We start from the raw sequence: 26,717 nt of genomic DNA on the forward strand, positions 1-26,717 counted from the left end.
AATACACATCATGAGAATAAAAACAATAACGGCAGTCATGCTTGCCGCACTTGCAACAACAGCCGGAGCGCAGAACCTCATTCCGTCCGGCTCACCGCTGTACAAGCTTCCATACAAGAACACTTACGTCATGCAGACTCTCGTGGCAGAGAATACCTTCCGCACGGCAAAGGTGGAAAAGACCGTGCCGGGCTCTTTCGAGAAGGCACGAAAAGTACTTCCCGCACCTTACTGGGAAGGTCATGAGAAGGAAATAGAGATGTACTGGAAGGCATGGCAGATAGGAATAAAGAACATATGCCAGCCGCTTGACGACTCAGGATTCGTCACAAGCTACATCGCGCCAGCCTACAACGGCAACATATTCATGTGGGACGACGCCTTCATAACGATGTTCTGCCGCTACGGGCGCAACTTCTTCCCCTTCCAGAAGACACTCGACAACTTTTACGCAAAGCAGCATCCTGACGGTTTCATATGCCGCGAGATACGCGCAGACGGCTCCGACTGCTTCAGCCGATACGACCCCACGAGCACCGGTCCCAACCTTCTGCCGTGGTCGGAATGGAAATACTACACTCAGTTCGGTGACGACAACAGGCTCAACAAGGTGTTTCCCGTGCTTGCGGCATACTACAAATGGCTGAAGCTCAACCGCACATGGCGCAACGGCACCTACTGGAGCAGCGGCTGGGGAACGGGCATGGACAACATGCCACGGGTACCCGAAGGCTACAACACCATATACAGCAACGGCCACATGATATGGCTCGACGCATGCCTACAGCAGATAATGGTTGCCGACATACTGCTTAAAATGGGCTTCTATCTGGAACGCTGGCAGGAGATAGAGGAGTTTGAGGACGACATAAAGAAGCTGTCCGAATACATAAACAATAATATGTGGAGCGAGAAAGACGCTTTCCTATACGACCAGTATGCCGACAACAGCCTCAGCACTACGCAAGGCATATACGCCTACTGGGCACTGCACACCGACGTTCTGCCCAAAGACAGGCTCGACGCGCTGGTGAGCCATCTCGAGGACACCACAAAGTTCAACCGTCCCCACCGCGTGGCGTCACTCGCGGCAGACCATCCCAAGTACAAGGCAAACGGCAGATACTGGACCGGCGGAGTGTGGCCCGGCACAAACTATATGGTCATCTCCGGACTTACCGACAAAGGATACCGCCGTCTGGCGCACGACATCACAATGAACCATTATAACAACGTGCTGAAAGTATATGAGAAGACAGGCACCTTCTGGGAGTATTACGCACCGGAGAAAGCCGAACCCGGATTCATGGCACGGAAGGACTTCGTGGGCTGGACGGGACTGCCGCCTATCGCAGAGATCATTGAATACATCTTCGGAATACGCGCCAACGTGCAGGAAAACAACATAACGCTCGATGTGAACCTTACCGACGGATACGGCATAGACCGCTACCCGTACGGTGCCGACGGACTTATATCGTTCAAGGTGGCACGCCGGGGCTCAGCCGGAGAGAAGCCGAAGGTGACCGTCACCACCAACACACCGTTCAGACTCACCCTGATGTGGGGCGACAACAAGATTGAAAAGGAAATAAAGAAAGGCACCCAGACTGTATGACTACAGCCGTAAGAGACACGGGCAAGGGGAACACCGCTGACAGCATTCCCCTTGCCCGTATTGTTTTATGATATTCGTCACCGCGCCATCGCGCCGGTTCTTCAGCGGCTGCGCCTCCCTGCGACAAGCCTGAAGGCATAAGCCAGCACCATCGCAAAGCCTGCCAAAGGAATGACAAACGGCACGATGTTGTTCACACTGTCAGCCACAAGTCCCATGAGAAGGAACGCGCAGCCACCCACCGGAGTCATCATGAGTATGGAAGACGCACTCTTCGTGAGTCCGCCGAGCCCCCGCAGGGTGAGCGAGAAGATTGTCGGGAACATTATAGCCTCAAACATATAGTTGCACATCAGTGCCACAAGCGATACCCTGCCGAAATTGCCCAACACCGTCAGCATGCACGCCACAGTGCCCACAGCACACCAGAAGAGCATCTTCTCCGCCGCCACGCGCCGCATTATCCAGCTCCCGACGAAGCGTCCTATCATGAAAACGGCAAGCGCACCCGTTATCACCATCGACGCGCCATGGTCGCTCATCCATCCCTGACCGGTGACGAAGTTGATGAAATAGCTGTTTATCGATATCTCAGCCACCTCATAGGCGAGCAGCGCCGACAGCCCGAACACGAACATGCCGTTCTTCCACAGCCTCGAGATATTGCCTTTCCCGTCAGCCGCAGAGCCGTCGTCCTCATGGCTTATCTCGGGCAGTCTCACTCTTGAGAAAGCCACCGCTATGAGCAGCACCACCACTCCCATCACGGTGTAAGGCACAGCCACGCCGCCCTCCGCGCCTCCCACGCCGAAGAGGAACGAGCCCACCCCGAACGTCGCCGCCATGCATCCGAGTCCGTTGAACGACTGAGAGAAGTTCAGACGGCTCGTTGCCGTCTCCTTCGGACCAAGCTCCGTGACATACGGGTTTGCCGATGTCTCGAGAAACACCAGACCGCATCCTATCACAAACAGCGCGGCAAGAAAGGCGTAGAACGTCCCCGCAGCCGAGCACGGTATGAAGAGCAGCGAGCCGAGGGCGAACAGGATGAGTCCGGCTATCACTCCCTTGCGGTAGCCGTAACGGTTGATGAACAGTCCGGCAGGTATAGCCATGATGAAATATCCGAGATAAGTCATGACCTGAATCAGCGCGGACTGCGCGATGTTTATGTCAAGCTCGTTCTGGAAATGTTTGTTCAGCACGTCGAGAATGGCTCTCGCAAATCCCCACATGAAGAACAGTGAGGTGATCAGCACAAACGGCACAAGATAGCGTCTGTCGCTCAATGATGTCTTCTTTTTTTCCATTTCTGTGTTTTGCCGACCGTTGCCGGAGGTGCCATCCTGTCCGAAGCACGCGCCGGCATGAGGGTCTTATGTTGTTGTTCAGTTCTTTCCTCCGTCCTTGATGTTAAGCAATGTCATGTTCTCCAGCACTGTCTTCTGAGCCGTCTGCTGCAATATCTCCGCCTGGTCCTCCGGCAGTCCGCAGCAGACACCGGTCTGATAGGGGCGTTGCCATATCGTGGTGAATATGACGTTTGCCGCCAGATAACTGCCCACAGGCGACGGATGGAAACAGTCGGGGGCGTAAAGCACATACTCGGGATGCTCCTTTCTCACCGTCTGCCATGCCATTCCGACAGGCGCGCACCACGCTCCGTTGTCGTGAGCCATCTCAAGATAGGACGTCTTCAGGCGTTCCTGCATCGTCTGATAGTCGTCGTCGAGGGCGTAACCGTTCTTGTATACGTTGCCATACTTATGTCCCCAGGTCATGTAGAACACCACCTTTGCCTCCGGCGAATATTTCACGGCAAGACTGTCTATTGTCTTCGCGTAAGGATATACGGTGCGTGCCACAGTCCGGGTGTCTGCCGCCGGACCGGCACTGAACTCCTGCACCACCACGTAGTCCCATCCCCCGCGCTTCAGCAGCTCGTGCAGGCGCGGATTGCGAAGGTGTCCCGACAGATGCTCTCCGCCTTTCACCACGGTCGTGATGCTCAGTCTCATGCCCTGCGACGCGGCTATGGAGCGCACCGTAGACGGCAGGTCGTTGAAGAAAGTGTAGCTGTTGCCTATCCACAACATGCGCAGCGAGTCTCTCTCCTCCGCGCCCGACACCATCGCCACAAGCGACATCAGTGTCACAAGAAGAATATGTCTGACATTCATCATTTTGGTTTTATGTTAGCAGAAAGGGCGGATACGGTTTTCTGTATATCATCATTCCGCCCGTAAAAGATGCGAACCGAAGTTTTGTTCGTGCAAAATTAATCAATCTTTCCATATCAGCCAACATTGTGGAAGACTTATTATAATAATGTGGGAGATATATTGCGATAATGTGGAATCAAATGTATATCTTTGCAGAAGATAAGATGCGGTTCGGCAGTATCAAGTCTGGTAAAACTACGTTTTCCCGACTTGCTGTTGCACTCACCTTTCATTCTCTTTGCATAAGATAAGCGGCACTCGGGCAAATAAGAGCAAGCTCTTTTGCCGCTCATTTGCACTCTCTTTGCATAAGATAAAGATTATTGACCTGCAAACAACATTACACTATCCAGATATGCCAACTTACGCACCTTTCGCGCACCCGCTCTATGTCATGCTGAAGCCTGCGGGCTCGCTCTGCAACCTCAACTGCGACTACTGTTATTACACAGAAAAAGGCGACATGTACCGCTCGTGCGGTGCCGGAAGCCGCATGACCATAAGCGACGAACTGCTCGAAAAGTTCACAAGACAGTACATCGAGGCGCAGACACAACCGCAAGTGCTCTTCACATGGCACGGAGGCGAACCGCTCATGCGCCCCATATCGTTCTACGAAAAAGCGTTGCGCCTGCAACGTCAGTACGCGCGTGGACACATCATAGACAACTGCCTGCAGACCAACGGCACGCTTCTCACCGACGAGTGGTGCGAGTTTTTCAGACGCAACAACTTCCTCATAGGCATTTCCATAGACGGTCCGAAGGAGTTTCACGACGAATACCGGCGCACACGCACAGGCGGTCCGTCGTTCGACAAGGTGATGCGCGGCATACGGCTGCTCAACAAGCACGGGGTGGAATGGAACGCCATGGCTGTGGTAAACGACTTCAACGCGGACTATCCGCTCGAGTTCTACCGCTTCTTCAAGGACATCGGCGCACGCTACATCCAGTTCGCGCCCATCATCGAACGGCTTCTCCCCCACTCTGACGGGCGTCATCTGGCATCCCCAGCCGACCGGTGCACGGAGGGACAGACGGCTCCTTTCTCAGTCACTGCGGAACAGTACGGCAGCTTCGTGTGCTCTGTTTTCGACGAGTGGGTGCGCAACGACGTGGGCACAATCTTCGTGCAGCTGTTCGACTCCACGCTCGCCCTGTGGGCAGGACAGCAGCCCGGTGTGTGCGCCATGGCTGAGTCGTGCGGTCACGCGGCTGTGATGGAGTTCAACGGGGATGTGTATCCGTGCGACCATTTCGTATTTCCGGAGTACAGACTCGGCAACATACACACCGAGACGCTCACGTCCATGATGTACGGCAGACGCCAGCAGGAGTTCGGCGAGGCAAAGAGAGCCGGGCTGCCGGGTCAGTGCCGCGAGTGCGGATGGCTGAAGGTGTGCAACGGAGGATGTCCCAAGGACCGCTTTCTCACCACAGCCGACGGTGAGCCCGGGCTTAACTACATGTGCTCAGCCTATCGCAGGTATTTCGCCCACACCGCTCCCTACATGGACTTCATGCGCAACGAACTGCTCAACCGTCGTCCTCCGGCAAACGTCATGCAGTGGGCGCGAACCCGCGACACGCACGGCGACTGTCCGCAAGAGGCTCCACCACAGTCTGTCAATGACTGACCGACACTGCCCCATACATATAAACAATGCATTATTACGCATTGGTAATCAAAAGTAGAGACGCAAAATCTTGCGTCTCACAAGCAAGCATGCGCAATAAAATGAGGTAAATACATACCTGCCACTGCCGCAATTCTTCCTCGGGAGACGCAAGCATGCACAATAAAATGATGTATATATATAACCATCGGTGACACACCTTTTGCTCGGGAGACGCAAGATTTTGCGTCTCTACAGGGCGGACGCCATCATTGTTTTAATATAAAGGCTGCACCATACAATATGAAAAAGATTTCCTGTTGCCAACGTTGCCATCATAAAATACATATAAACAACGCATTATTACGCATTGGTAATCAAAAGTAGAGACGCAAAATCTTGCGTCTCACAAGCAAGCATGCGCAATAAAATGAGGTAAATACATACCTGCCACTACCGCAATTCTTCCTCGGGAGACGCAAGCATACGCAATAAAGCGATGTGAATACATATCTGCCATTACAGCATTTACTCCTCGGGAGACGCAAGATTTTGCGTCTCTACAGGGCGGACGCCTTTGTAATTTTAACTTAAAAACAGCATCGAAATTACTTTACACCGGACACAGGAAACAGATATTACATACCCGGAAAAACTCTCACACGGCATGACTTGATGTCTCCGGAATTGTGCGAACAGCACTTCAACCACACAAAACAACATCATTCGCATTACAGGAGAGGCTGTTCCGCCCCATCATAAATCCCGTATCACGGCACAGGAAAGCCCGTTTGGCGACACGGAAAGCACCGTTTGGCATGACAGGAGAACGGTTTTGACAATGACAGAACGTGCATTATGACGATAAGACATTGATAATGAAAGGGATATAAAAAGGCACTGAAAAACTGTATTTTCGGCTTCGTCTTCCCGCGCCATGGATTTTATCACCGTAAAAACACGATATGATTTAACATTCGGTGTTTTATAGTTGCGTATAAGCAACTATGGCATCATGGTCGCGGAGACTTCCCGTCGAGCAGCTCCTTGAGCAGGAACGTGGCGTTCTGGTTGCGTGCCACGCCTGGCGTTATCCTGTAGCTGTAGGTCACGTCGGTGCCCAGCTCTATCTCGAAGCAATAGTTGTGGAATCGTCCGGCGTGTCCGTCAGCCATGCGCGAGAGCTCAAGGTCGTGCGTGGCTATTACTCCTGTGACGTTGCGGAGCGATATATACTCGAGGAAAAGGCGCGAGCCGTTGAGCTTGTCAGCCGAGTTGGTGCCCTTGAGTATCTCGTCGAGTATTATGAGAGTGTTCTTATGCTCCTCACAGAAGCCGATGAGCTGTCGCAGACGCAGCAGTTCCGCGTTGAAATAACTTATGCCCCGGGTGAGGTCGTCGGTGGTGCGCATGCTCGTGAACAGCGCGAACACCGACACACGCAGGCTTCCGGCGAACACCGGCATGCCGTTCATCGCAAGTATGTAGTTGATGCCGAGCGAGCGCAGGAAGGTGCTCTTGCCTGCCATGTTGGCTCCTGTCACGATGTAGTAGTTGCCGTTCTGTATGCTGAAATCGTTCTTCACAGCCTTGCGTCCGAGGAAAGGATGCCACAGCGCGCGTGCCTCATACACCACACCGTCGCCTTCATCGATGACCGCGCCGCCCGCCTGCGGTTCGTTATACCTGAACGTCGCCATCGAGACAAGGGCGTCCATACGGCTCATGGCAGCCGTCCACTGCCCCACACGGTCAAGATAACGCTCCTGCCATTTGAGGAAACGGCGTAGAAGAAACCAGTCGCTCAGCATGAACATATCAAACAGTATGAGTCCGAGAACGTTGCCCCTGCGGTCGAGAGCCTTCAATATCTGCTCCGTCTCGTGGAAAGAATCGGGCGCACCGTCGAGACTTCCGAGTATCCGCCGCAGCTCTGCCGAACGCAAAGGGGAGGCATCGCCGCCATCCGCAACCGCACCGCCGTCGCGCAGGCTGTATGTCTGGCGTATTATGCTCACGTAATGTCTCATGCGCTCATGCATACTGCCCACCTCGCGGCTTATCTTCCTGAGCGGACCGGAGCAGAGCATCAGCACCGTGAAAAACTGCAACACGCCCCACAGCACGGGGATGTTGGAAGGCAGACTGCCGAACGCTGACATCAGAATGCTCGCATAAAAACCTGTCAGGGAAAGGGCAGACAGGATGACGACAGGCATGGAGAGAGCGGTGCGTGGAACGTTCATCGCGCGCACAGACTGCAACGACGCCACTATGGCACCGGTGTCTATATGCCCAGCCGCCCCCGATGCGAGGAAGCGCACACGCCAGTCGGGCATGGCAGCCAGCTCGTCTATAGCCTCGCGACGTTCGTCGATGAGCTGCCGGCTTATCGGCTTTCCGTCGAACGGATTGCCCGCAAGACTGCGCGCCAGACAGTCGCTGCCGCCGGTGGTGAGTGTGCGGCACACACGGTTGTAGAGCGAGTCGCGCCCGAACACGTCCATGTCGAATGTGAAAGGATGGGACGGATCGGCATACCGCGCACCGTCATCGAAGCACTTGTAGTCGCCTGCCAGATAGCGCAGCTCGCGTTCATGCACACCGTGCAGAGCCTCAAGCCATTCTATGCGCCGCGAGTTTATTACGTCCATACGGCGTATCACCACATATAGCATCAGCATCGCAGCCGCGGCAGCCAGCGTCCACATGCCGCTGTCTACGGCGGTGTATGCCGCCAGAAAAGCGATAAAGGCAATAAACGATATGATTTCTCCCAATATGAAACCGCGGTTGCGGTGTTTCAGCATTGCCGTCCGCACCGCCAGACGGTCGCGGTGACGGGTGTAAAAATCCTTACGGTTGTCCATTTGTAATCAGAAAAACAATGTGTGTCAATGTCTGTAACACGCGTCTGCATGCATGCCGCTTCATTCACAACATAAGGGGAACGCTCCCCCGGAATGCCCGCGCAGACATGTGGCGACAAAATTACGGATAAAAAGAAACATACCGTCAGGCTTTTTGTTTTAATAGTAATAAAACCGATTTTTTAACATGGCGCGCCATCACATACGGACCTCCGGACAGTGCACCGGTAAGTATGACGGTGTATCATACGCAAAACAACGATGGCGTCAGCCCTGTAGAGACGCAAAATCTTGCGTCTCCCGAGGAAAAATTGCGGCAAAGACAAGCATATATTCTCATCATTTTATTGCGCATACTTGCTCGTGAGACGCAAGATTTTGCGTCTCTACTTTGGATTGCCAATGCATAATAGCGGGTTGTTTGTATGATGGGACGCTGCCTGTTTTATAAAAAATGCAGCATGCGAGGATGCGTTACGCGCTGCTCCTCATACAACAATGAGTAAAAAAACCGGTGTTCCGGATGCCGGCATGCTATGAGCGGTCCGGTGTGTCAGGAACTGTTCCTGTATGAAATTGTGTCGGAAGTATGCGGCATCAGACCCTATGGGCAAAAAAAAAGGACTCCGCTGAGTCCCTAAACCTTTGTTAACCTTAAATTTAATACCATGAAAAACGCTGCAAATATATGCATATAATGTCACACATGCAAATATTTCGTCTTATTTCTTTTATATTTTATATTTTTTAAACGGTATCCGTCGTCTTATTAACAATTGATTATCGTATAAGCTCTTTCCCTGCCTTGTCGGACGGTATGGCGGACGTTGCGGCACTGAGAGCGTCGCCATACCAGAACACAGTGGCTGAGATGTCCACCGTTCCAGGGTCCCACGAAAGCATCTCAAAGCATATCCGCAGGTCACGAGTGAACGGAATGCCGTCGAGATTGCGCGTCCGGAAAACCTTACAGATGTTGATTCTACATTATAAACAAACCTTTATGAAAGTTATCCCGTACGGTTTCAGTACGCAGAAAAATACTTTCTGTAATACATAACAAAAACAAAGAAGGGACTCCGCCGAGTCCCCTGTCTTTGTTAAACTTAAATCTAATACCATGAAAAACACTGCAAATATAACGCCCGATGCCTTTTCAGTAAAACAAAAGCGTCATAATCATTGCAATATAATCATTTTATTGATATATATCAAACATATCGTAAGTTAACGTATAGATATTGAATCAATCCGTTACATTAAGGAAGCAACACGACACCACACTGCTTCTTGCCGTCCATCATTATCTTCAGCGGGGCGTCAAAACGCACGTGCCGCACATAGCGCGTTTCTTCCACAGCCGGCATGGCGTCAAGAATGTCCTTGCGGAAAAGACCGTTTCCGGCATTGCCATCGACAGTGAAGTAACCCACTCCGAAGCTTGTGAGATTCTGGAAGAAGTGCGTTCCCTGACTCGGTTCCACCCTATAGTTCTTCAACGCCACCTCCACGATGAGCCGCGAGGCGCAGATGTGCGGCCACTTCACGGGTATGCCGAGCCAGTAATCGCTCGATCCCCACCGTCCGGGACCCACAAGCACGTAGTTGCGACCGTCCGCAAGAAACTTCCGGTTGATGCGTTCCACATCGTCGGCGACAGCAGGATTGTTCATGGCTGTGAAATTATCGTCTGTCTTGACATACACAACGTCCACCACATCCTCGCTTATGCCGTGTCCCAAAGAGTTGGAAGAGCGCAGCAGACATCTGTCGTCAGGTATGCCGGAAAGGTCTTCGTCGAGCACCTGCTTGGCGTCGACGATGGGCCGTATCTGCAAAAGATAGAACTCGCCCGTGCGGTCGTCGTTGATGTTGCACGCGAACTCGATCTCCACCGGACGCTTCATGCTCTCCGCACCATACTTCATCGACATCTGCAGAAGCTCCGGCAAAGGGAACACTCCCTGCTGAAGCACACCGCAGAACGATATTATCTTACGTCCGCCGTCGTATATACCGTCGCGTATCACCTGGTCGTAAGGGTCGTAGGTCGACGCTATGAAGCTGAGCGACTTGTCTTTGTCAGCCTCCTTCACCTTCAGTTTCAGAATATTGAAACCGTCGTCCACCTTGAAGTCGTTGCCCACATGCGCGGTGTCGAGAGCGTAGAACTGGGTCTGGGTCTCGCGCAACGCCGTCTCCATCTCGCTCGTCTGCAACACCTGATTGGGATGATAGGGCGACACGCGCAGCGTCTGTCCGCCGTCCACGATGTATTTTCCGAGTCCCAGCGCGAGCGAGGCAATTCCGTCCTCAGCCTTCTCGTCGCCTATGGGATAGTAGTTGAGCGAGCGCAGCACACCGCTGAAGTTGGGATAATAACGGTTGTCGTACTGCTTGCCAACCACCTCCTGAAGTATCACAGCCATCTTTTCCTGGTCGATGACATTGCTCGTGGCGGTCATGTAAGCCTTCGAGTCACGGTAATACACGGACGCATAGACACCCTTGATGGCGCATGCCAGCATCTCGAGCATGGCATACTTGTCCTCCACATACGGTATCATGTACGTGGAATAAATGCCTGCGAAGGGCTGGTAGTGTGCGTCCTCGAGGAGCGAGCTCGACCTTATTGCGATGGGACTCTTCACCGCATCGAAGAATATAAAGAAGTCGTCGATGAGCGATTCAGGCAGTTTCGCACGTAGGAAATAGCGCAGAATATCCTCGTCGGAAGCATCACTCAACGCTATCTGATAGAGGTTGTTCTGCTCCATAAACTGGTCGAAGATGTCGGTGCAGAGCACCACCGTCTTCGGGATACGTACCTCCACGCCCGCGAACCGGTTGAATTCGGGGTGTGTCTTCACCACGTTGTCGAGAAACGCCAGACCGCGTCCCTTGCCTCCGAGCGAGCCCTCTCCTATGCGCGCGAAGTGCGAGTAGGAGTCGAACTTCATACGGTCGAACACGGCGACAACGCCAAGATTCTTCATACGACGGTATTGCACGATGGCGTCGAAGATTATCCTGCGGTGGGCATCAACGTTTTTCAGCTTGTGCCACGTCACTTTCTTAAGGAACGCCGACACCGGGAATATGGCTCGTGCCGACAGCCACCGGCTCATGTGATTGCGCGAGATGTGGTAGAGCATGGAGTCGTATGGAATCTTGAAGATATTGTCTTGCAGTTCCTTCAGGCTGCGCACGCGCATTATCTCGGCATGAGTGGCAGGGTCGCGGAATATAAAGTCGCCGAAACCCATGTGTTCCTCGAGTATGTGACGAAGGTCTATGCTTGCTGTCTTTGACGTCTTGTCAACGAACTTGAAGCCCTCCGCCAACGCTTTTTCGCGGTTGGCGCTCTCCGCGCTGTCAATGATGAGCGGCACATACTCGTCTTCCGAGCGTATGTGGCGCAACAGCTTAAGCCCCGCGTCAGGGTCTTTCTCCCCGTCGACGGGGAAGCGCACGTCGCTTATCACACCAAGGACATTGGACGAATAGCGGTCGTACAGCTCCATAGCCTCCTCATATGTCCTCGCGAGCACCACCTTCGGACGTCCCCGCATGCGCAGAGTGGCGGCATGGCGGTTGAGAGCCTCGGTGGAGAAACGCTTACTCTGCATGAGCACATAGTTGTATAGATAAGGCAGGATGGAACTGTAATAGCGTATGCCGTCCTCAACAAGGAGTATCATCTGCACCCCTCCCTCGCGTATGTCGTGGTCGAGATTCATCTTGTCCTCGATGAGTTTGATTATCGACAGGATGAGGTTTGTGTTTCCGAGCCAGCAGAACACGTAGTCGAAGATGGAAAGGTCCTCGTCCTGCATACGCCTCGTGATGCCGTGGGAGAACGGTGTGAGCACCACACAATGGATGTCGGGGAACACTGCCTTTATGTCGCGCGCCACGGAGAAGGCGTCGTTGTCGGCGTTGCCCGGCATACATATCACGAGGTCGATGTTCATGGTATGGAGCACCTTATAAGCCTCCTCGGTGGTGCTCACCTGCGTGAACGTGGGCGGATAGCGCAGTCCCAGTTCCATATACTCGTTGTAAATCTTCTCCTCTATACGCCCGTCGTCCTCGAGCATGAAGGCATCGTAAGGGTTCGCCACTATCAGAACGTTGTATATGCGGCGCAGCATGAGGTTCATGAACGTCACATCCTTCAGATAGAAACGGCTGAACTCCTGAGGTATGGTGTTCTCTTCCATAGTATGGTGGTTTATGTTGTTATCTTATGAAATCGGTTCGCATGTATTATCTTACGACCACCTTTCTGCCGTTGTGTATGTATATGCCGCGTGTTGGACGGTCTACGCGGATGCCCTGCAGATTGTAGTAATGCCCGTCTTTCACAACCGGTGTGACGCTTACTCCGCCTATTCCGCTCGTGGTGTCATCACCGAAGAGGTTCTTCCAGTTGAACACCCGATAGAAGAACGGACGGTAATAGTCGGCACTGCCGGGGTCGTTGAAGTTTTTCCAGAAATTGTCCGGGTCGCTGTTGGTGGAGAACACGAGCTCTCCCTCGCGCGAGAGCGCAGGATGGAGGTTCACCATGTAGAGCCAGTGATAGGCTGTGTCTCCCAGCTTGTCGAGCTCACCGGGGAGGACAAAGAGCAGCCGCTTCTCGCCGAACGGACCGTAAGGAGTCTTGCTGCGGTAGATGTACACCTCACGGGCGAAGTAAGGTCCCTGCGCCGTCATGTAGTACCAGTCGCCGTCCTTGAACACCCACGGCATGTTGCACTGATGGTTGTTCTCCATGATCTGCGAGCGTTTCATCTCCTCGTCGGTAGGATATGCGTCCTGCCATACGAAGTCTCCGCCCTCCTCGGGGCGCACATAGTACTGCCACTTGCTGTAAAGGTCGTGCGTCCCGGTGCGTGCCACGAGCACGTCGTAGCCGTTAGTGGCATAGAGATAGTTGTGTCCGTCGTCGCCCTCACATAGCGTTGAGCCATACGATACGGTGTTGTCGTTTATCTGATGCTTCACCAGCTCGCGGTAAAGATAATTGCCTTTCTTGGGCAGATAGTCGGGGATGTCGTCAAGATAGTAGCCTTCGGGAATGGTGCCGTCGAGGCGGTAGGTGGCGAGACTTGTGCCAAGGGCGCGCAGTTCCTGCGAAGCCGTTCCCATCCACATCATCTGCAGCTTGCCGTCATATATTGTTCCGTCGCCCGACCAATACACGCGGTCCTGGTCGATGTCGCCCGCAAGAATCTCGTCGAGCGTCTTCTCACCGTCCGGATGGCGCAGGTGTGTGCGGCAGTGGAAGTAGCGTGCCGCCGCCGGGTCGGTCCAGTTGACATAGTCGGCAAGCCATATGAGGTCGTCCTCCGTCTCTCCCAGCACTCCGTCTGTGGCTTTCTGGAGCATCACACTGTTGCGCGGGAAGTTGCAGTCAAAGCGCGAACGGTCGTCAGCGTTCACCCTTCCGTAGAAGCTGTCGTTGAATGTCCAGAACACACTTCCGTCCGGCAGACCCACTGTGAGCACACCGTCGCCGCCGTTCCAGCCGCGCGTGCGGGTGAACAGACGGTTGTATTTAAGGTCCTTGTATGCCACCGCCGCACCGTCGCGTGTGGCGTCCGGCATGCGCTCGAGGTTCCATTCGGGCTTTATGTCAGGTCCGTCTGTAGGATTGTCGGTAGATCCGTCGGGGCGCGTCACGGTGATGTGGGTGTCTGTCAACGTGACGTTGCTTATGTTGTCGCCCGCGAATGTGGCTATGCGTGTCTGATTGCCGCGCTCCTCTCCGCCTATGTCGTCAGCCTTGTCGAAGGTTGCATGTCCGGCGATATAGTCGAGATGGAACGTTCCGGTCTTGTCATCGGTGCGTATGGAGAACTCCGCATAGATGCTGTCCACCTCTGTATCAGGAGTCGATGCGTTGAAAAGGCTCTTGAAATCGCGGTCGGTCATGAATCCTATCCATTTGTATCCGGACTTAGGATAATCCTTGTTGAGCAGTGCGGTGTACTTGTCGTTCGGCACGAGACGGCGTGTTATGACACTCTTATATTCGTCGTCGCCAACGTCGGTACCAGGTTTGGGCACCTGTGTCATCACAATGTCGCCCTCTGCCTTCCACCCGTCAGGAACACAGATGCCGAACAGTCCGTAAACATGCAGCACCGACCCGTTGTCGCTTGTGCCGCTTCTCTTCACCACCACCTTGCCGTTGAACACACTGTTGGTGACTGCCTCGTGCGGCTGCTCAATAAGTGTGAACTTATAGCACGACACCATTATGAGTGCCGCGATGAATGTAAGGAGGATAGATTTTACCTTCATAGTTTTCAGTTATTTGTTATGTTATTAATTGTTGTCTCATCATACGCCATGCGGCAACGTGTTTGCTCAAGAATACATCGCACGGAAAATGGTGGTCACAGATAACAAGCCGCAGCTTATCTTTGACAAAGATAATGCAAGGCGAGCGCAACGGCAAGACGGGAAAACTCTGTTTTTCCAGGCTTGACACTGCCGAGCCGCAGCTTATCTTTGACAAAGATAAGAAAAGGGCGGCACAACGGCAAATGAATGCCGAAGTTTTTTCAGAACACGGCATGAACCGAATCAGCTATAAATATGCCACGAAAACGGAAAGCACGGACACTAAACAGCGTGGCTTGCGAGATAGAAAATCAAAACGTACATGCGACAGTCACGACGTGAAATACGGAAAAGCAAAACGTGAAAAGCAATGGTTCGCCTTACAGCTCCGACACTCAGCCGTGCCACCACGCAACACTTTTTAACGCCATTTTAACACGCCGACGCAATGAAACGGCACGTAAGGGCGAAATACGCGAGTATTGCGAGGATACGGATATATCTTTGTATATCAAAACATTACACAGAATCACACATCAACAGAAGCTCTCCTGCCTCCCCATCGCACCCGTCATTCCATCCGGAAAAGGCTCTTCCAGACGGTGAAAAAGGCTCTTCCGTCCAATGAAAAAGCCTTTCTCATCACCCGAAACGCACCGTTCCGCCACATCATAAACACCGTTCCGCCGACCGATAAAGCCCGTTCCGCATGACGGAACACCCGTCTCCACCTTCTCGCTCCGTTTTTCCCGCCATACAAAACAGCGGATAAGCGTGTCTTATAACCTGTAATCCGTTATGCAGCGGACAAAAAGCCGTACGGCATTTAACATATGAAAGACACCGTTCGGAGCCGGGACTGTTAAGAAAAGCAAACAAAACCATGCGGACACAACACGTCAGGACAATTCCGACAAACAGCCTCCACGACTCCCGGACGCAAAAAAGGAAACCGTCTCAAAACAGAAAGTGAAACACATAACCTCGCAACACACAAGAAAGAAACATCCCGCGCGTCACTCTTACAACAACGATAAACAAAGACATTCCGCACAATAAGGTCTGCAAACACACCTGAGACAAGTTGCATTTCACGACAAACAGACTCATAAACAAATAAAAACGCCAATCAAACAGGCTGACTGCCGCACAGCAATAAGAATTTTACATAATTTCAATACGCAAACAGTTCAATATTCAATATAATATTTATAATTTTGCATGATTCTAAGTTGATGCTCACATATGTCATATAATGAAAAATCATTTACTTTATACCATAATACAACTTTAACGAATACAGTATCCCATTCAGCATAAAAACGGCTTCAACAATCGTTATAATAAATTACTGAGGAGGCATATTAAATGAGCATAAAGAAATTTCTATACAGACTGAAATACGGTTTTTACACAATTGAAAGCATCGAACCCAGAGCAGACAGGAGGCTTGGAGTAATAACAACAGGATTGGTAGGTGGTCTCATATGCAATATACTAAGCATCATCGGACTGAAATATATGATATCATTAGGAGTCGTACCGCTATGTAGTATCGTGCTTGCTGCATTCTTTCTATTCCTCTATATTACGTACGTAATTTATAAAAAGTACTATGATGACGAGCTTTTTGAGAGGTATATTAAGGTTTTCAAAAGGGAATCATTCATAAGAAAGGCATTATGGGCAATATTCGCCTATGCCCTGATGGTTGTGTTCTTTGTATATTTTTTTGTGAGTATTGCGTTCTTCTTTATGTCGTAATAAATTTTCATCACAGCTTTTATGTTTAACATCAAAACTCTTACAACGGTAGAATAACAATTTTCTGAGGACATATTAAATGAGTATCGAGAAGTTACTAAACCGGTTGAGATATGGTTTTTATACCATTGAAAGTATACCGAGTATAGCAGATAGAAGAATAGGTCTGATAATACACGGATTAATCGGTGCTCCTATATGCAATATACTAAGCATCATCGGACTTAAATATATGATATCATTAGGAGTTGTACCGCTTTGTACTATAGTGGTTGCAGCGTTCTTTCTATTCCTTTATATTACGTACATAATTGAGAAAAAGTATTTAGATGGCGAGCTTTTTGAGAAGTATATTACGGTTTTCAAAAGGGAATCATTCATAAGAAAGACATTATGGGCTATATTCGCCTATGCCATGATGGTTGTTTTCTTTGCATATTTCTTTGTGAGTATTGCGCTGTTCTTCATGTCGTAACAAACATTTTCAGATCTCTGTAACTATACTGACGCAAAACGAGTGTGATTATACATACACCTATTATTATAATACACGCGGAACAATAAATGCCGTTATATAAACGTGGCATCACCATTGAACCGCGCATAGTCTGTCCGATGTAAAGCGTGGAGGGCTGTAAGCCTATTGAAACGGGACAATTGTCAGAGCCGTATCCGGCAATAATATGTATGTAAAAGCGTGACTGAACCAGACCGGTTAAGGTGATTCAGAATCACTGTCTGTTGGCTTTTAAACCCAAATCGCTCATTAGAACACTGATTATACATTAAGGTTTATTGTCAGCTCTTCATCCTTCTTCCGCACTGCTGCCGTCATCTTGTATTCAGCTTTTTCTTGATGTAGCCCGCTACATCTTCGATAAAACTGAATACAATCTGGCTGACAGCAGCACGAAATAAGAATGGAAGTCTAATGACCGATTCGGGTTAAAAGATTCGGGAACAATGTTTATTTTAGCAGAAAATCAAGAAAGCGTTCGTCCGAGTACGGGAACAACTGTCGGATGTGTCTCCCTATGCGCCTACGAGACTCCTCGGGAGTACGGTCAGGGAAACAGTTGTCCTTGCCGAAGAGGCTTTCCGGAGTGGTGAGCAACGACCAGCCCCATCCGTAGTTGCGTCCGTGACGGTCCTTAGGATATACAAAATCCTCAGTAACAATGTAGCAGCCCATTTCAAGACGAGATATAAATGTGTCGAACTTACCGCGCATCTTTGACTCCGTAAAGCCGCAAACCCTGCGCAGGTCACGGGTTATCATGCTGCCGTTCTCACGCAATGTCTGGAGAATCATGTCCTCCACGCTTCCCTCCTCCGGACTGGGAAACACGTGCCTGCGCCAGTTGCAGAAGTCGGACCACCAGTCACGGCTTATGAAAGCCGCCTTCCTGTCGAAGAACTTGCCGTATGCGCATCCGCTCTCACGGATGATGTCGCCCTTCCATTCCCACAAGGGCCATTCCCATCCGCCCTCGGGCAGACTGACATAACGGCACTCTTCGTCGACAGCCTCTTCCGCCGACCATCCCTCGATTCCCATGCGCAACAACGGCAGGAAGCCTATTTTGTTGATGTAGTCAATCAAACCGCTGCAATTATGTATACCGTTTACTATCATAAAAAGCTGTTTTATCTGTCAGTGAAAGATTTTCTCAGAATCATGTCCATGCCTTTCCCCTTCGCAAGTTCATCTACAAGCTTGTCAAGATATCTTATCTCACGCATCAGAGGCTCCGCAATGTTCTCTACCCTGACACCGCAGACGGTGCCCTTGATAAGCATGCGGTCGGGATTCATGTGAGGCGCGTCACGGAAGAACTCACCGTATGTAATGCCCGTGGAAAGAAGCCCCGCGACCTCTTCCGGTGTATAACCGGTGAGCCATCGGATGATCTCAAGCACCTCGTTTTCACTACGCCCTTTCCTCTCCACCTTGGCAACAAGCAACGGATAGACCTTTGACAACGGCATCTGATATACTTTCTCCGGGTTCATAATTCACTTACATTATGGCAAATACTGCCTGTTATTATTTGTAGCAGATATAATGCAAGGCGAGTGCAACGGCAAGACGAGGGAACGAAGTTTCATCAGGCTTGACACTGCCGAGCCGAAGTTTATCTTTTACAAAGATAATGCAAACGAGCGGAAAGAGAGCTTGCTCTTGCTTTCCCGAGTGCAGCTTATCTTATACAAAGATATTGTTTTTGTCTTAATCAGGCAATTACATGCACATTTTTTGTAATACTACGCATAAAATACGATACGGACTAATATGAAACATTCACTTAATACAGCACCTTCCACGCATGACGAGACATGCAGATGTGGCTTTTCATACCATCTGAACGGATGTGGCATGACGAGCGGAAAGAAATAGTCGCAAACGGACAGAAGTACGACATGCGGGCGACAAAAATGAAATAAAACATAAAGCGCACCAACATTATGTTATTATTACAGCGTTTTTTATTAACTTTGTCCGCTGGATTTGGATACAGCAATAACAGAGTTATAACAAAAAACAGTGCCAGCGAGCGCAATGAGAGCAAGCTCTCAAATTGCCGGGCGCAGCCTGTCTTATTAAAAAAGAAAGCATTATGAAGAAAAATCTGAAACCTGGCACACTCTGCGTACAGGCAGGGTGGCAACCGAAGAACGGAGAATCGCGCGTGGTGCCGATAGTGCAGAGCACCACATTCAAATATGACGACAGCGACGAAATGGCAATGCTGTTCGACCTGAAGAAGGAAGGCTACTTCTACACAAGACTTCTCAACCCTACATGCGACGCCGTGGCAAAGAAGATTGCGGCTCTTGAAGGCGGCATAGGAGCTATGCTCACATCGAGCGGACAGGCTGCAAACTTCTACGCAGTGTTCAATATATGCAGCGCAGGCGACCACTTCGTGACTTCCAACGAGATATACGGAGGAACATACAACCTGTTCGGAGTGACGCTGAAGAAGCTCGGAATAGAATGCACGTTCGTAGACCAGGAGGCAAGCGAAGAGGAGATTCAGGCAGCATTCCGTCCGAACACCAAGCTGCTGTTCGGCGAGACAATATCCAACCCGGGCTGTAAGGTGCTCGACATAGAGAAGTTCGCGCGCATAGCACACAGGAACGGCGTGCCCCTGATTGTGGACAACACCTTCGCGACACCGATAAACTGCCGTCCGTTCGAATGGGGATGCGACATCGTGACGCACTCTACGACGAAATACATGGACGGACATGCCACCCAGGTAGGGGGATGCGTGGTGGACAGCGGCAACTTCGACTGGGACTCGCATGCCGACAAATACCCCGGACTGTGCACTCCTGACGAGTCTTACCACGGGCTCACCTACACCAAGACTTTCGGCAAGATGGCATACATGACGAAGCTCGTGGCGCAGCTGATGCGTGACCTCGGCTCGGCACCTGCGCCGCAGAACTCATTCCTTCTGAACCTCGGACTGGAGACACTACACCTCCGTATGCCGCAGCACTGCCGCAACGCACAGCGCGTGGCGGAGTTTCTGAGCAGCGACGACCGTGTGGCATGGGTGCACTACAGCGGACTGGAAAGCGACGAGTATCATGAGCTTGCAAAGAAATATCTGCCAAACGGCTCATGCGGAGTGCTTGCCTTCGGACTTAAGGGCGACCGCGACACGGCAGTGAAGTTCATGGACTCGCTGCAGTTAGTGAGCATAGTGACACACGTTGCCGACGCCCGCACATGCATCCTGCATCCTGCCAGCCACACACACCGGCAGTTGTCGGAGGAGCAGCTGAGGGAAGCCGGCATAGCGCCCGACCTTATGAGACTGTCGGTGGGCATTGAAGACGCGGACGACATCATAGATGACATCCGTCAGGCTCTTGACAAACTCTGAATGTAAAACGCCGGAACTGCGACCGGCAAACGTGATGCCGGAACAACACTACGGCAATACCAACCATAAGCGGCCATCAGAACAAACGCTCTGACGGTCGCTTTTATTTTATATATAAGTATATCTCTTACGTGATAAAATCAGATAAAAAACGACAAATGATTTGATTATTGTAATTTATTTCGGTACATTTGTAGAAGATAAGCGGCACTCGGACAAATAAGAGCAAGCTCTTTTGCCGCTCGCTTGCATTATCTTTGTAGAAGATAAGCGGCACTTAGGAATCGGAAAGCAGGCTTTCATTCCACTCGATTTGCATTATCTTTGTAGAAGATAAGCGGCGGCTCGGCAGTGTCAAGCCTGATGAAACTTCGTTTCCTCGTCTTGCCGTTGCACTCGCCTTGCATTATCTTTGTAGAAGATAAGCGGCGGCTCGGCAGTGTCAAGCCTGATGAAACTTCGTTTCCTCGTCTTGCCGTTGCACTCGCCTTGCATTATCTTTGTAGAAGATAAGCGGCGGCTCGGCAGTGTCAAGCCTGATGAAACTTCGTTTCCTCGTCTTGCCGTTGCACTCGCCTTGCATTATCTTTGCCATCAATTAATCCTAACAGCATAAACTACAGAAACAATCGTTATGAAAAGAAATGTACTTCTTCTTGCATTCATTGTGGCGGCAATGGCTGCATTCTCACAAAATCCGCCGTATCAGGGCGTGGCACCCGAGGACATAACAGACGGTGACTACTATCTCTACAACGTAGAGACAGGACTGTGGCTGGGCGACAACCACACCAACGAAGAGAGATATACATCGCGCGCAGAGCTTGGAACACGCGGTATGGATTTCGCACTTACAAGCATGGAGGGAGGCTACAGGCTGAATCCGAAACTCGGACACAATCATTCACTTAACGCAGGCAACCTGTATATGGACACTGATGAGGCAGTGACGGTATGGACGATCACTCCGGCAGAAGACGTGGAAAACGGAGTCAAGATAGCATCGGGGGCATACAGGCTTGGCGCAGACGAGTCGGGACGGATAGTGAACAACGCTGACAGCAGGGACACTTGGCTTATAGTGACAAGGGCGGAGAGGATGCTCGCCGACACGAAAGACGCGTCGGCGGACAAGCCTGCGGACCTGTCGTGGGCAATATACGGAGGCACGTTCCCCATAGCCGACGAGCGCAGGAAATACTGGCAAGGAGCATGGGGAAGCAACAACGTGACCGGCGACGAGCTGTATCACTGCAACCGTGTGTGGGAAATGTGGGGTATAAAGGAGACAGAGGTGTTCCAGGAACTGTCAGGTCTGCCTGACGGACGGTATGCTGTAAGTGCCCAGGCTTTCTATTCTCCATCGCCCAACAACGAGGTGTCAGCAGACCATCTCGCCGCGTTCACCGACGGGACAGATCAGACCGCGGGTTATGTCTTTGCCGGTGACGTCCGTGTACCGATGACAAACATATACACGCTTGTGAGCAACGAGCGCCGCGACAGATTCAACACGAAGGACTTAGGCGGCGGACAATACATGCCCGACGGCATACAACAGTATGCCAACCACATGTTTGAAGGAAAAGGACAGACGCAGGAAGCCATAGTGAATGTGGACAGAGGCAGACTGCGCTTAGGCGTGACCGTGGACGACGGGACAGGCAAATCGTGGATAATATTCGACAACTTCAGACTGACATATCTCGGTAAGGACGACACACAGACCGAAGAGCCGGAGAAGATCGCCGGCATATCTGACGTGAGATACCGCGAAGGCGACAGAGCGCATCTGTGCATAACGTTCGACGGAAGTGAGGACCTGGCATTCGAACACGGTACTGCCGGACTCGTCACCATAACCGACACTGAAGGCAGGAAAGTGGCATACGGCACCAGTGCAACCAACTGTTTTGACGACGAATGGCATCACACAAGCGTAAGGCTCACCCTGTCGAAGGCTCTGCCCAAAGGAGAATACACTCTTAACATTCCCAAAAACTCACTGCTGCTGAAAGAACTCGGCTACGACGTATACCGTCTGCCGCTAAGCATAACATTCAATAACAACGAGACAGAAGAGGGAGACGGTGACAACAGCGAGCCTGAGACAGAGACGGAAAAGCAGCAGACTTATGCCGACGGAATAAGAATAGCATGGCAGTACAACCGTCAGCGATACATAGGAGGCGGAAGCTACGGGCGCGCCATAAGGCTGGACAACGGCAAATATGTCATGGTTTACAGCACAGGAGGAAGCAACATAGGAGGCAACAACTACATACGCTGGCAGGAACAGCCGTACGGAGACTGGAGCGAGGCTACCGTAACAAGGGCTCAGGACGAATATCACACCAACAAAAACGCGGAGATAATAGAGCTGAAAGACGGACGGCTGATGTATGCATGGCTGCATCGCACAAACTACGAAAACTCACAGGGACCAAGCAAGATAATGGCGGCATACTCCTCCGACGGCGGAAAGACATGGCAGAACGAGCAGGTGATATACACCGCAACCGACACCTACGGACTAGGAGTATGGGAACCGGCAATGATACAACTGCCGACAGGCGAGCTCCAGATATACTTCGCCAACGAGGCAAGCGCGGGAGGAGGCACGCAGAACATATCGATGAGACGCTCCTACAACGGCGGACGCAGCTGGCAGCCGGGCACGGAGATAGTGTCTTACAGAAGCGGATCACGCGACGGAATGCCGGTGCCGGTGTATCTGAAAGACCGCAAGGGCATAGCCGTGGCTATAGAAGACCCCGGATTCATGGGAACATTCAAGCCGATGGTGGTACACACCGACGCCGCCGACAACTGGACAAGCGGCACCGTGGACGGCAACAGCGCACACCGATGGTCCATATTCGCCTCAAGCAAAGACTACCTGCCTTCAGAGGTTTACTGCGGTCAGCCTTATCTGATACAGCTGTCCACGGGAGAGACGGTATATTCCGCCGCATCAGGTGAGGACCGTAATCCGGACACGTCGGACACACACGGGCGCATGGCTGTGTATGTGGGCGACAGCGACGCCAGAAACTTCATTGCCCGGTCGTTCCCGTTCCCGTTTGTAGAGAACACTGGGGCACGCGCCATATGGAACAGTATAATGCAGTATAACGACTCCACTCTGATGGCTGTATGCACTGTGGAAGGCAACGTGGAGCAAAGCGGCATATGGACAAACGAGGGAAAAATAATAAGACCGATAGCCAGCATGCAGACCGGAACGGAACGCAAATGGGACAGTCTGCCGCACGAACTGTTCATCGGAGCGGAGTCGCAGGCAGAGGCGCGCATACGCTCGCTGTGGGACAACGACAGCATATACTTCCGCTTCGAAGTGAAAGACAGACTGCTGAACCTATCCGACAACATGCACGAGACGGACGGTGTGGAGGTGTTCATATCAACAGTGAAACCGACATCAGCACGTAAATACAGCCAGTACAGGCTGCGCGTGGACGCCAGGGGGCGCGTGGAGAAGCAATACGGCAGCGGCGCGAGATGGATTGCGGACGATGCGGTGAACACCTGCGGGCACGTGGAGACAGGCGCAGACGGATACACCATAGTGGTAGCAGTGCCATGGCAGGAGATTGGAGGCAAGCCCGCCGGAGAGGAGCTGTACTGCTGCTATCAGCTGCACAACACCGACAAGACAGGCGGAAAGACCGCCACCGTGGACGAGACTCTATCAGGCAGTGACATCGACGACGCCACGACATGGATGCGCATGCCGCTGGAGACATCGCCGGACACAGGCACCGGCATAGAAAGCGTGACCGTACGGGAGAAAGAAAACGGCGACTTACGGACATACAACATAATGGGACAGGAAGTGGACGAGCACGCAAAGGGCATCATAATAAGCAAAGGAAAGAAGATGCTGAGAAAGTGACGGGCTCAGGACACAACAATACTGCCGTGCGCGAATAATAAAAAGCGACATGAACAATCAGCATACTATGCAAAGCAAGAGCCGCTCAGGGACATTCCGGAGCGGCTCTTTTATATATTCACTAAAACGATTTGCAGACTCATATAGACCCGAACAGGTAATTAGGACGCCGATTGTACATTTAAGGTCAGTTGTCAGCTCTTCATCCTTCTTACGCACTGCCGCCGTCATCCTGTATTCGTCTTTTTCCCGGTGCTGTCCACCGCATCTTCGATAAAGCAGAATGCAATCCGGCTGACAGCAGTACGAATAAGAAAGGAAGTATGATGACAGATTAGGGATAAAGCGCGACGTCACCGCGACATGCGGCAACTGTCATTTGTTCGGCAGGAATATCGTGAACGGCTGGTTGCGGTCTTTCACCACAAGAGAACCGTCAACGACATCAAGCTCAGCTACCTGAATGGACGAGCGGCGCATCTCGTAGGGTATGTTGCCGTTATTGTCGTGATGGTCGGCAGTATGGAAACGGCGTCCGGGATGTGTGAAATAGAATATGTAAGCCTTGTCGCCAGTCACCACCACGTCACCATGCGACCCGCTCGGACCATCGTCTGCCCTCCTGCTCGGACCGTCGAGAATGAGTCCGGACTGCTTGGTCCAGTGCTCAAGGTCGGAAGACCTGTACACTCCCATGCCCTGCCACTCGTCTGTGACAAACCAATAGGAATCCTTGAAGCGGAAAGCCTTGGCTCCCTCGTGGGGCTTGTCGCTCACGGCAGGCTTGGTGTCGCCCTTCCAGTTGAAAAGGTCCTTGCTGTCGGCATAGAGCGACTTGCTGTCCCATTTATACCACATGCGCCACTCTCCGTCAGCCTTCTGTATAAGCGTGGCGTCTATCACATTGTCCACAGGCAGCTTCACCGGTCCCTCACACTTCCAGTCCCACAGGTTCTTGCTGGTGTAGTGCATCATCGTGGCAGTCCCGCTCCAGTGGATGGACACACCGCGTATGTATGACACAAACATGTGATAGACACCGTTGTGGAGCACTACGTCAGGAGCCCAGAAGGTGTTGTGACCGCGCTCAAAGTCGAGATCGAGCGTTCCACGATATCGCCACGTGCGTCCGTTGTCCTCCGAATAAGCTATGCCTATGGCGTTGCCGTAGCAGTAAGCCACGTCACCCGTCTCCGCGTTTGCGCGCCTCTGCGTGTAGAGCATCCACCATGCTTTCTCAAAAGGATTGTAGACAAGGCACGGATCAGCCGCACCATCGGTGATGGGGTCACGATAAAGAGGAGCCGGAACATCCTGTGCCACGGCATCGTGCAGACCGCCGCACAACGCAGTCAGCGCAAATGCGGCAATACGTAAGATTCTTTTCATTTGTGATAAATTTGATACTTGTGGTTGTAAAAATACGAATTTTCCACAAAAAAACGATGTTTTCATTTCAAAATAATGATGGCGTCAGCCCAGTAGAGACGCAAAATCTTGCGTCTCCCGAGCAAATAACGCAGCATCGACAGGCATGTATTCATCGCACTTTATTGCGCATCCTCCCCAGTAGAGACGCAAAATCTTGCGTCTCACGAGCAAAAAAAGCGGCAACGACAGCAACATATTCACCACACTATTTTGCGAATCCTTGCTTGTGAGACGCAAAATTTTGCGTCTCTACTTTGGGTTGCACAGGCGTAAATGCGACTGTTTTCCGCTGACGGACTACAGACGTCCGGACACATAATAAGGATAAATGATACGACTAAAAGAACAACCTGAAGTCGCTGAGAAATGTTTTCTGACGACCGTAATCCATCTATCAGCTCTACAGCATCGTATTTTGAACCATACACATAGCACATTGAGCATCAGCCTATTACAGCACACGACAGCAAAACATTACTCCGAGGCGACACGGAAAAGCCTTTTCTGTTATGTGGAAAAGCCCATATTATCACGCGGAAAAGCCCGTTTGAGGACATGAAAAAGGCTCTTTGACTGTGCGGCAACGCAGGTGGAGGATTGACATACAGGGTGAGACACCACTTTTTTGAGGCTGTTTGCGCATGTCATTATTGTGTTTTTGGGATAGAAAGCGGGGTATGCCAGGACTCACATAAGTCTGAAACGCATATAAAGGAGTATATTAAGGCATGCCGTTTTCCTATTTCACAAAATTCAGTTGTCAAAATTTTTTACTGTCTGTCATGCCTAAACGCCAACCGGCGTCACACCTCCGGAACAGCTCCATTTCCTGACATGCAGACCCGTCGTTCCTCTTCATCGCTGCTGCCGTCAGACCATCTGCCGCGTTTTAATCCGAAACGGTTATCGGACTTAATATTTGCCACGTGCTGCCGTCCGCCAGACCGCTCTCCGCTTTTATCGGAAATGCAACTGACTACATCAGAGAAAGATAGAATAAAGAATGGCGGCAGCAGCGTGGA

The 26,717-nt window shown here is 51.5% G+C and carries 15 protein-coding genes; 6 read left to right on the top strand and 9 right to left on the bottom strand.

All coding sequences use genetic code 11. The annotated features are described in order from the left end of the window. The first annotated feature begins 37 nt into the window (after positions 1-37). On the top strand, positions 38-1,618 hold the full coding sequence (locus tag BN4609_RS14095; protein ID WP_438501690.1) for an MGH1-like glycoside hydrolase domain-containing protein: 1,581 nt from the start codon (positions 38-40) through the stop codon (positions 1,616-1,618). Positions 1,619-1,719: 101 nt separating this feature from the next. On the opposite strand, the gene BN4609_RS14100 is transcribed toward BN4609_RS14095, so the two are convergent. Both BN4609_RS14100 and BN4609_RS14105 read right to left on the bottom strand, forming a co-directional pair. After that, complete coding sequence (locus BN4609_RS14100; protein WP_068857221.1) at positions 1,720-2,928, bottom strand: sugar MFS transporter; 1,209 nt, start codon at positions 2,926-2,928, stop codon at positions 1,720-1,722. A 78-nt stretch (positions 2,929-3,006) separates the two neighbouring features. After that, positions 3,007-3,801: an SGNH/GDSL hydrolase family protein gene (locus tag BN4609_RS14105; RefSeq protein ID WP_021993658.1), complete on the bottom strand. Its 795-nt coding sequence runs from the start codon at positions 3,799-3,801 to the stop codon at positions 3,007-3,009. A 394-nt stretch (positions 3,802-4,195) separates the two neighbouring features. Between BN4609_RS14105 and BN4609_RS14110 the strand changes: the two genes are divergently transcribed. Continuing rightward, positions 4,196-5,479 carry an anaerobic sulfatase-maturation protein gene (locus tag BN4609_RS14110; protein ID WP_068857222.1) on the top strand — a complete coding sequence of 428 codons (1,284 nt, stop codon included), beginning with the start codon at positions 4,196-4,198 and terminating at the stop codon, positions 5,477-5,479. Positions 5,480-6,471: 992 nt separating this feature from the next. On the opposite strand, the gene BN4609_RS14115 is transcribed toward BN4609_RS14110, so the two are convergent. From BN4609_RS14115 to BN4609_RS14125, 3 genes are all read right to left on the bottom strand, one after another. Next, positions 6,472-8,328, bottom strand: coding sequence for a MutS-related protein (locus BN4609_RS14115; protein WP_068857223.1), 1,857 nt, complete (start codon positions 8,326-8,328; stop codon positions 6,472-6,474). A 1,259-nt stretch (positions 8,329-9,587) separates the two neighbouring features. Continuing rightward, positions 9,588-12,551, bottom strand: a complete 2,964-nt coding sequence (locus BN4609_RS14120) for a PEP/pyruvate-binding domain-containing protein (protein ID WP_021993661.1) — start codon at positions 12,549-12,551, stop codon at positions 9,588-9,590. Positions 12,552-12,597: 46 nt separating this feature from the next. Then, entirely contained in the window at positions 12,598-14,640 is a 2,043-nt protein-coding gene (locus BN4609_RS14125) for a DUF5005 domain-containing protein (RefSeq protein ID WP_068857224.1), read from the bottom strand. 1,410 nt (positions 14,641-16,050) lie between these two features. Between BN4609_RS14125 and BN4609_RS14135 the strand changes: the two genes are divergently transcribed. After that, positions 16,051-16,446: a hypothetical protein gene (locus BN4609_RS14135; protein ID WP_068857226.1), complete on the top strand. Its 396-nt coding sequence runs from the start codon at positions 16,051-16,053 to the stop codon at positions 16,444-16,446. A gap of 79 nt (positions 16,447-16,525) precedes the next feature. Then, on the top strand, positions 16,526-16,921 hold the full coding sequence (locus BN4609_RS14140) for a hypothetical protein (protein WP_068857227.1): 396 nt from the start codon (positions 16,526-16,528) through the stop codon (positions 16,919-16,921). Between the two features lie 492 nt (positions 16,922-17,413). Here the strand turns inward: BN4609_RS14140 and BN4609_RS14145 are convergent, their stop codons facing one another. Further along, positions 17,414-18,082 carry an AlkZ-related protein gene (locus BN4609_RS14145; protein WP_068857228.1) on the bottom strand — a complete coding sequence of 223 codons (669 nt, stop codon included), beginning with the start codon at positions 18,080-18,082 and terminating at the stop codon, positions 17,414-17,416. Between the two features lie 11 nt (positions 18,083-18,093). Then, positions 18,094-18,459 carry a DUF2200 domain-containing protein gene (locus BN4609_RS14150; RefSeq protein WP_068857229.1) on the bottom strand — a complete coding sequence of 122 codons (366 nt, stop codon included), beginning with the start codon at positions 18,457-18,459 and terminating at the stop codon, positions 18,094-18,096. 605 nt (positions 18,460-19,064) lie between these two features. Here BN4609_RS14150 and BN4609_RS14160 point away from each other — a divergent pair. Further along, positions 19,065-20,348 (top strand): O-acetylhomoserine aminocarboxypropyltransferase/cysteine synthase family protein, encoded by a 1,284-nt coding sequence (locus tag BN4609_RS14160; protein WP_068857231.1) that lies wholly within the window; start codon positions 19,065-19,067, stop codon positions 20,346-20,348. Positions 20,349-20,790: 442 nt separating this feature from the next. On the opposite strand, the gene BN4609_RS16670 is transcribed toward BN4609_RS14160, so the two are convergent. Continuing rightward, positions 20,791-20,943, bottom strand: a complete 153-nt coding sequence (locus BN4609_RS16670) for a hypothetical protein (RefSeq protein ID WP_164071705.1) — start codon at positions 20,941-20,943, stop codon at positions 20,791-20,793. Positions 20,944-20,982: 39 nt separating this feature from the next. On the opposite strand from BN4609_RS16670, the gene BN4609_RS14165 reads away from it, so the two are divergent. Next, positions 20,983-24,264, top strand: a complete 3,282-nt coding sequence (locus tag BN4609_RS14165; RefSeq protein WP_068857232.1) for a sugar-binding protein — start codon at positions 20,983-20,985, stop codon at positions 24,262-24,264. A 375-nt stretch (positions 24,265-24,639) separates the two neighbouring features. On the opposite strand, the gene BN4609_RS14170 is transcribed toward BN4609_RS14165, so the two are convergent. Then, positions 24,640-25,653 carry a glycoside hydrolase family protein gene (locus BN4609_RS14170; RefSeq protein ID WP_068857233.1) on the bottom strand — a complete coding sequence of 338 codons (1,014 nt, stop codon included), beginning with the start codon at positions 25,651-25,653 and terminating at the stop codon, positions 24,640-24,642. Positions 25,654-26,717: the final 1,064 nt, after the last annotated feature.

Origin of the sequence: Leyella lascolaii (genome assembly GCF_900079775.1) — a bacterium.
Lineage (GTDB): Bacteria > Bacteroidota > Bacteroidia > Bacteroidales > Bacteroidaceae > Prevotella > Prevotella lascolaii.

What these genes read in the sequence shown, in the direction of transcription:
- BN4609_RS14140 (WP_068857227.1), top strand. Translation starts at nt 16,526, where the DNA reads ATGAGTATCGAGAAGTTACTAAACCGGTTGAGATATGGTTTTTATACC.
- BN4609_RS14095 (WP_438501690.1), top strand. Translation starts at nt 38, where the DNA reads ATGCTTGCCGCACTTGCAACAACAGCCGGAGCGCAGAACCTCATTCCG.
- BN4609_RS16670 (WP_164071705.1), bottom strand. Translation starts at nt 20,943, where the DNA reads ATGGCAAAGATAATGCAAGGCGAGTGCAACGGCAAGACGAGGAAACGA.
- BN4609_RS14110 (WP_068857222.1), top strand. Translation starts at nt 4,196, where the DNA reads ATGCCAACTTACGCACCTTTCGCGCACCCGCTCTATGTCATGCTGAAG.
- BN4609_RS14125 (WP_068857224.1), bottom strand. Translation starts at nt 14,640, where the DNA reads ATGAAGGTAAAATCTATCCTCCTTACATTCATCGCGGCACTCATAATG.
- BN4609_RS14135 (WP_068857226.1), top strand. Translation starts at nt 16,051, where the DNA reads ATGAGCATAAAGAAATTTCTATACAGACTGAAATACGGTTTTTACACA.
- BN4609_RS14115 (WP_068857223.1), bottom strand. Translation starts at nt 8,328, where the DNA reads ATGGACAACCGTAAGGATTTTTACACCCGTCACCGCGACCGTCTGGCG.
- BN4609_RS14120 (WP_021993661.1), bottom strand. Translation starts at nt 12,551, where the DNA reads ATGGAAGAGAACACCATACCTCAGGAGTTCAGCCGTTTCTATCTGAAG.
- BN4609_RS14165 (WP_068857232.1), top strand. Translation starts at nt 20,983, where the DNA reads ATGAAAAGAAATGTACTTCTTCTTGCATTCATTGTGGCGGCAATGGCT.
- BN4609_RS14100 (WP_068857221.1), bottom strand. Translation starts at nt 2,928, where the DNA reads ATGGAAAAAAAGAAGACATCATTGAGCGACAGACGCTATCTTGTGCCG.
- BN4609_RS14145 (WP_068857228.1), bottom strand. Translation starts at nt 18,082, where the DNA reads ATGATAGTAAACGGTATACATAATTGCAGCGGTTTGATTGACTACATC.
- BN4609_RS14170 (WP_068857233.1), bottom strand. Translation starts at nt 25,653, where the DNA reads ATGAAAAGAATCTTACGTATTGCCGCATTTGCGCTGACTGCGTTGTGC.
- BN4609_RS14150 (WP_068857229.1), bottom strand. Translation starts at nt 18,459, where the DNA reads ATGAACCCGGAGAAAGTATATCAGATGCCGTTGTCAAAGGTCTATCCG.
- BN4609_RS14105 (WP_021993658.1), bottom strand. Translation starts at nt 3,801, where the DNA reads ATGATGAATGTCAGACATATTCTTCTTGTGACACTGATGTCGCTTGTG.
- BN4609_RS14160 (WP_068857231.1), top strand. Translation starts at nt 19,065, where the DNA reads ATGAAGAAAAATCTGAAACCTGGCACACTCTGCGTACAGGCAGGGTGG.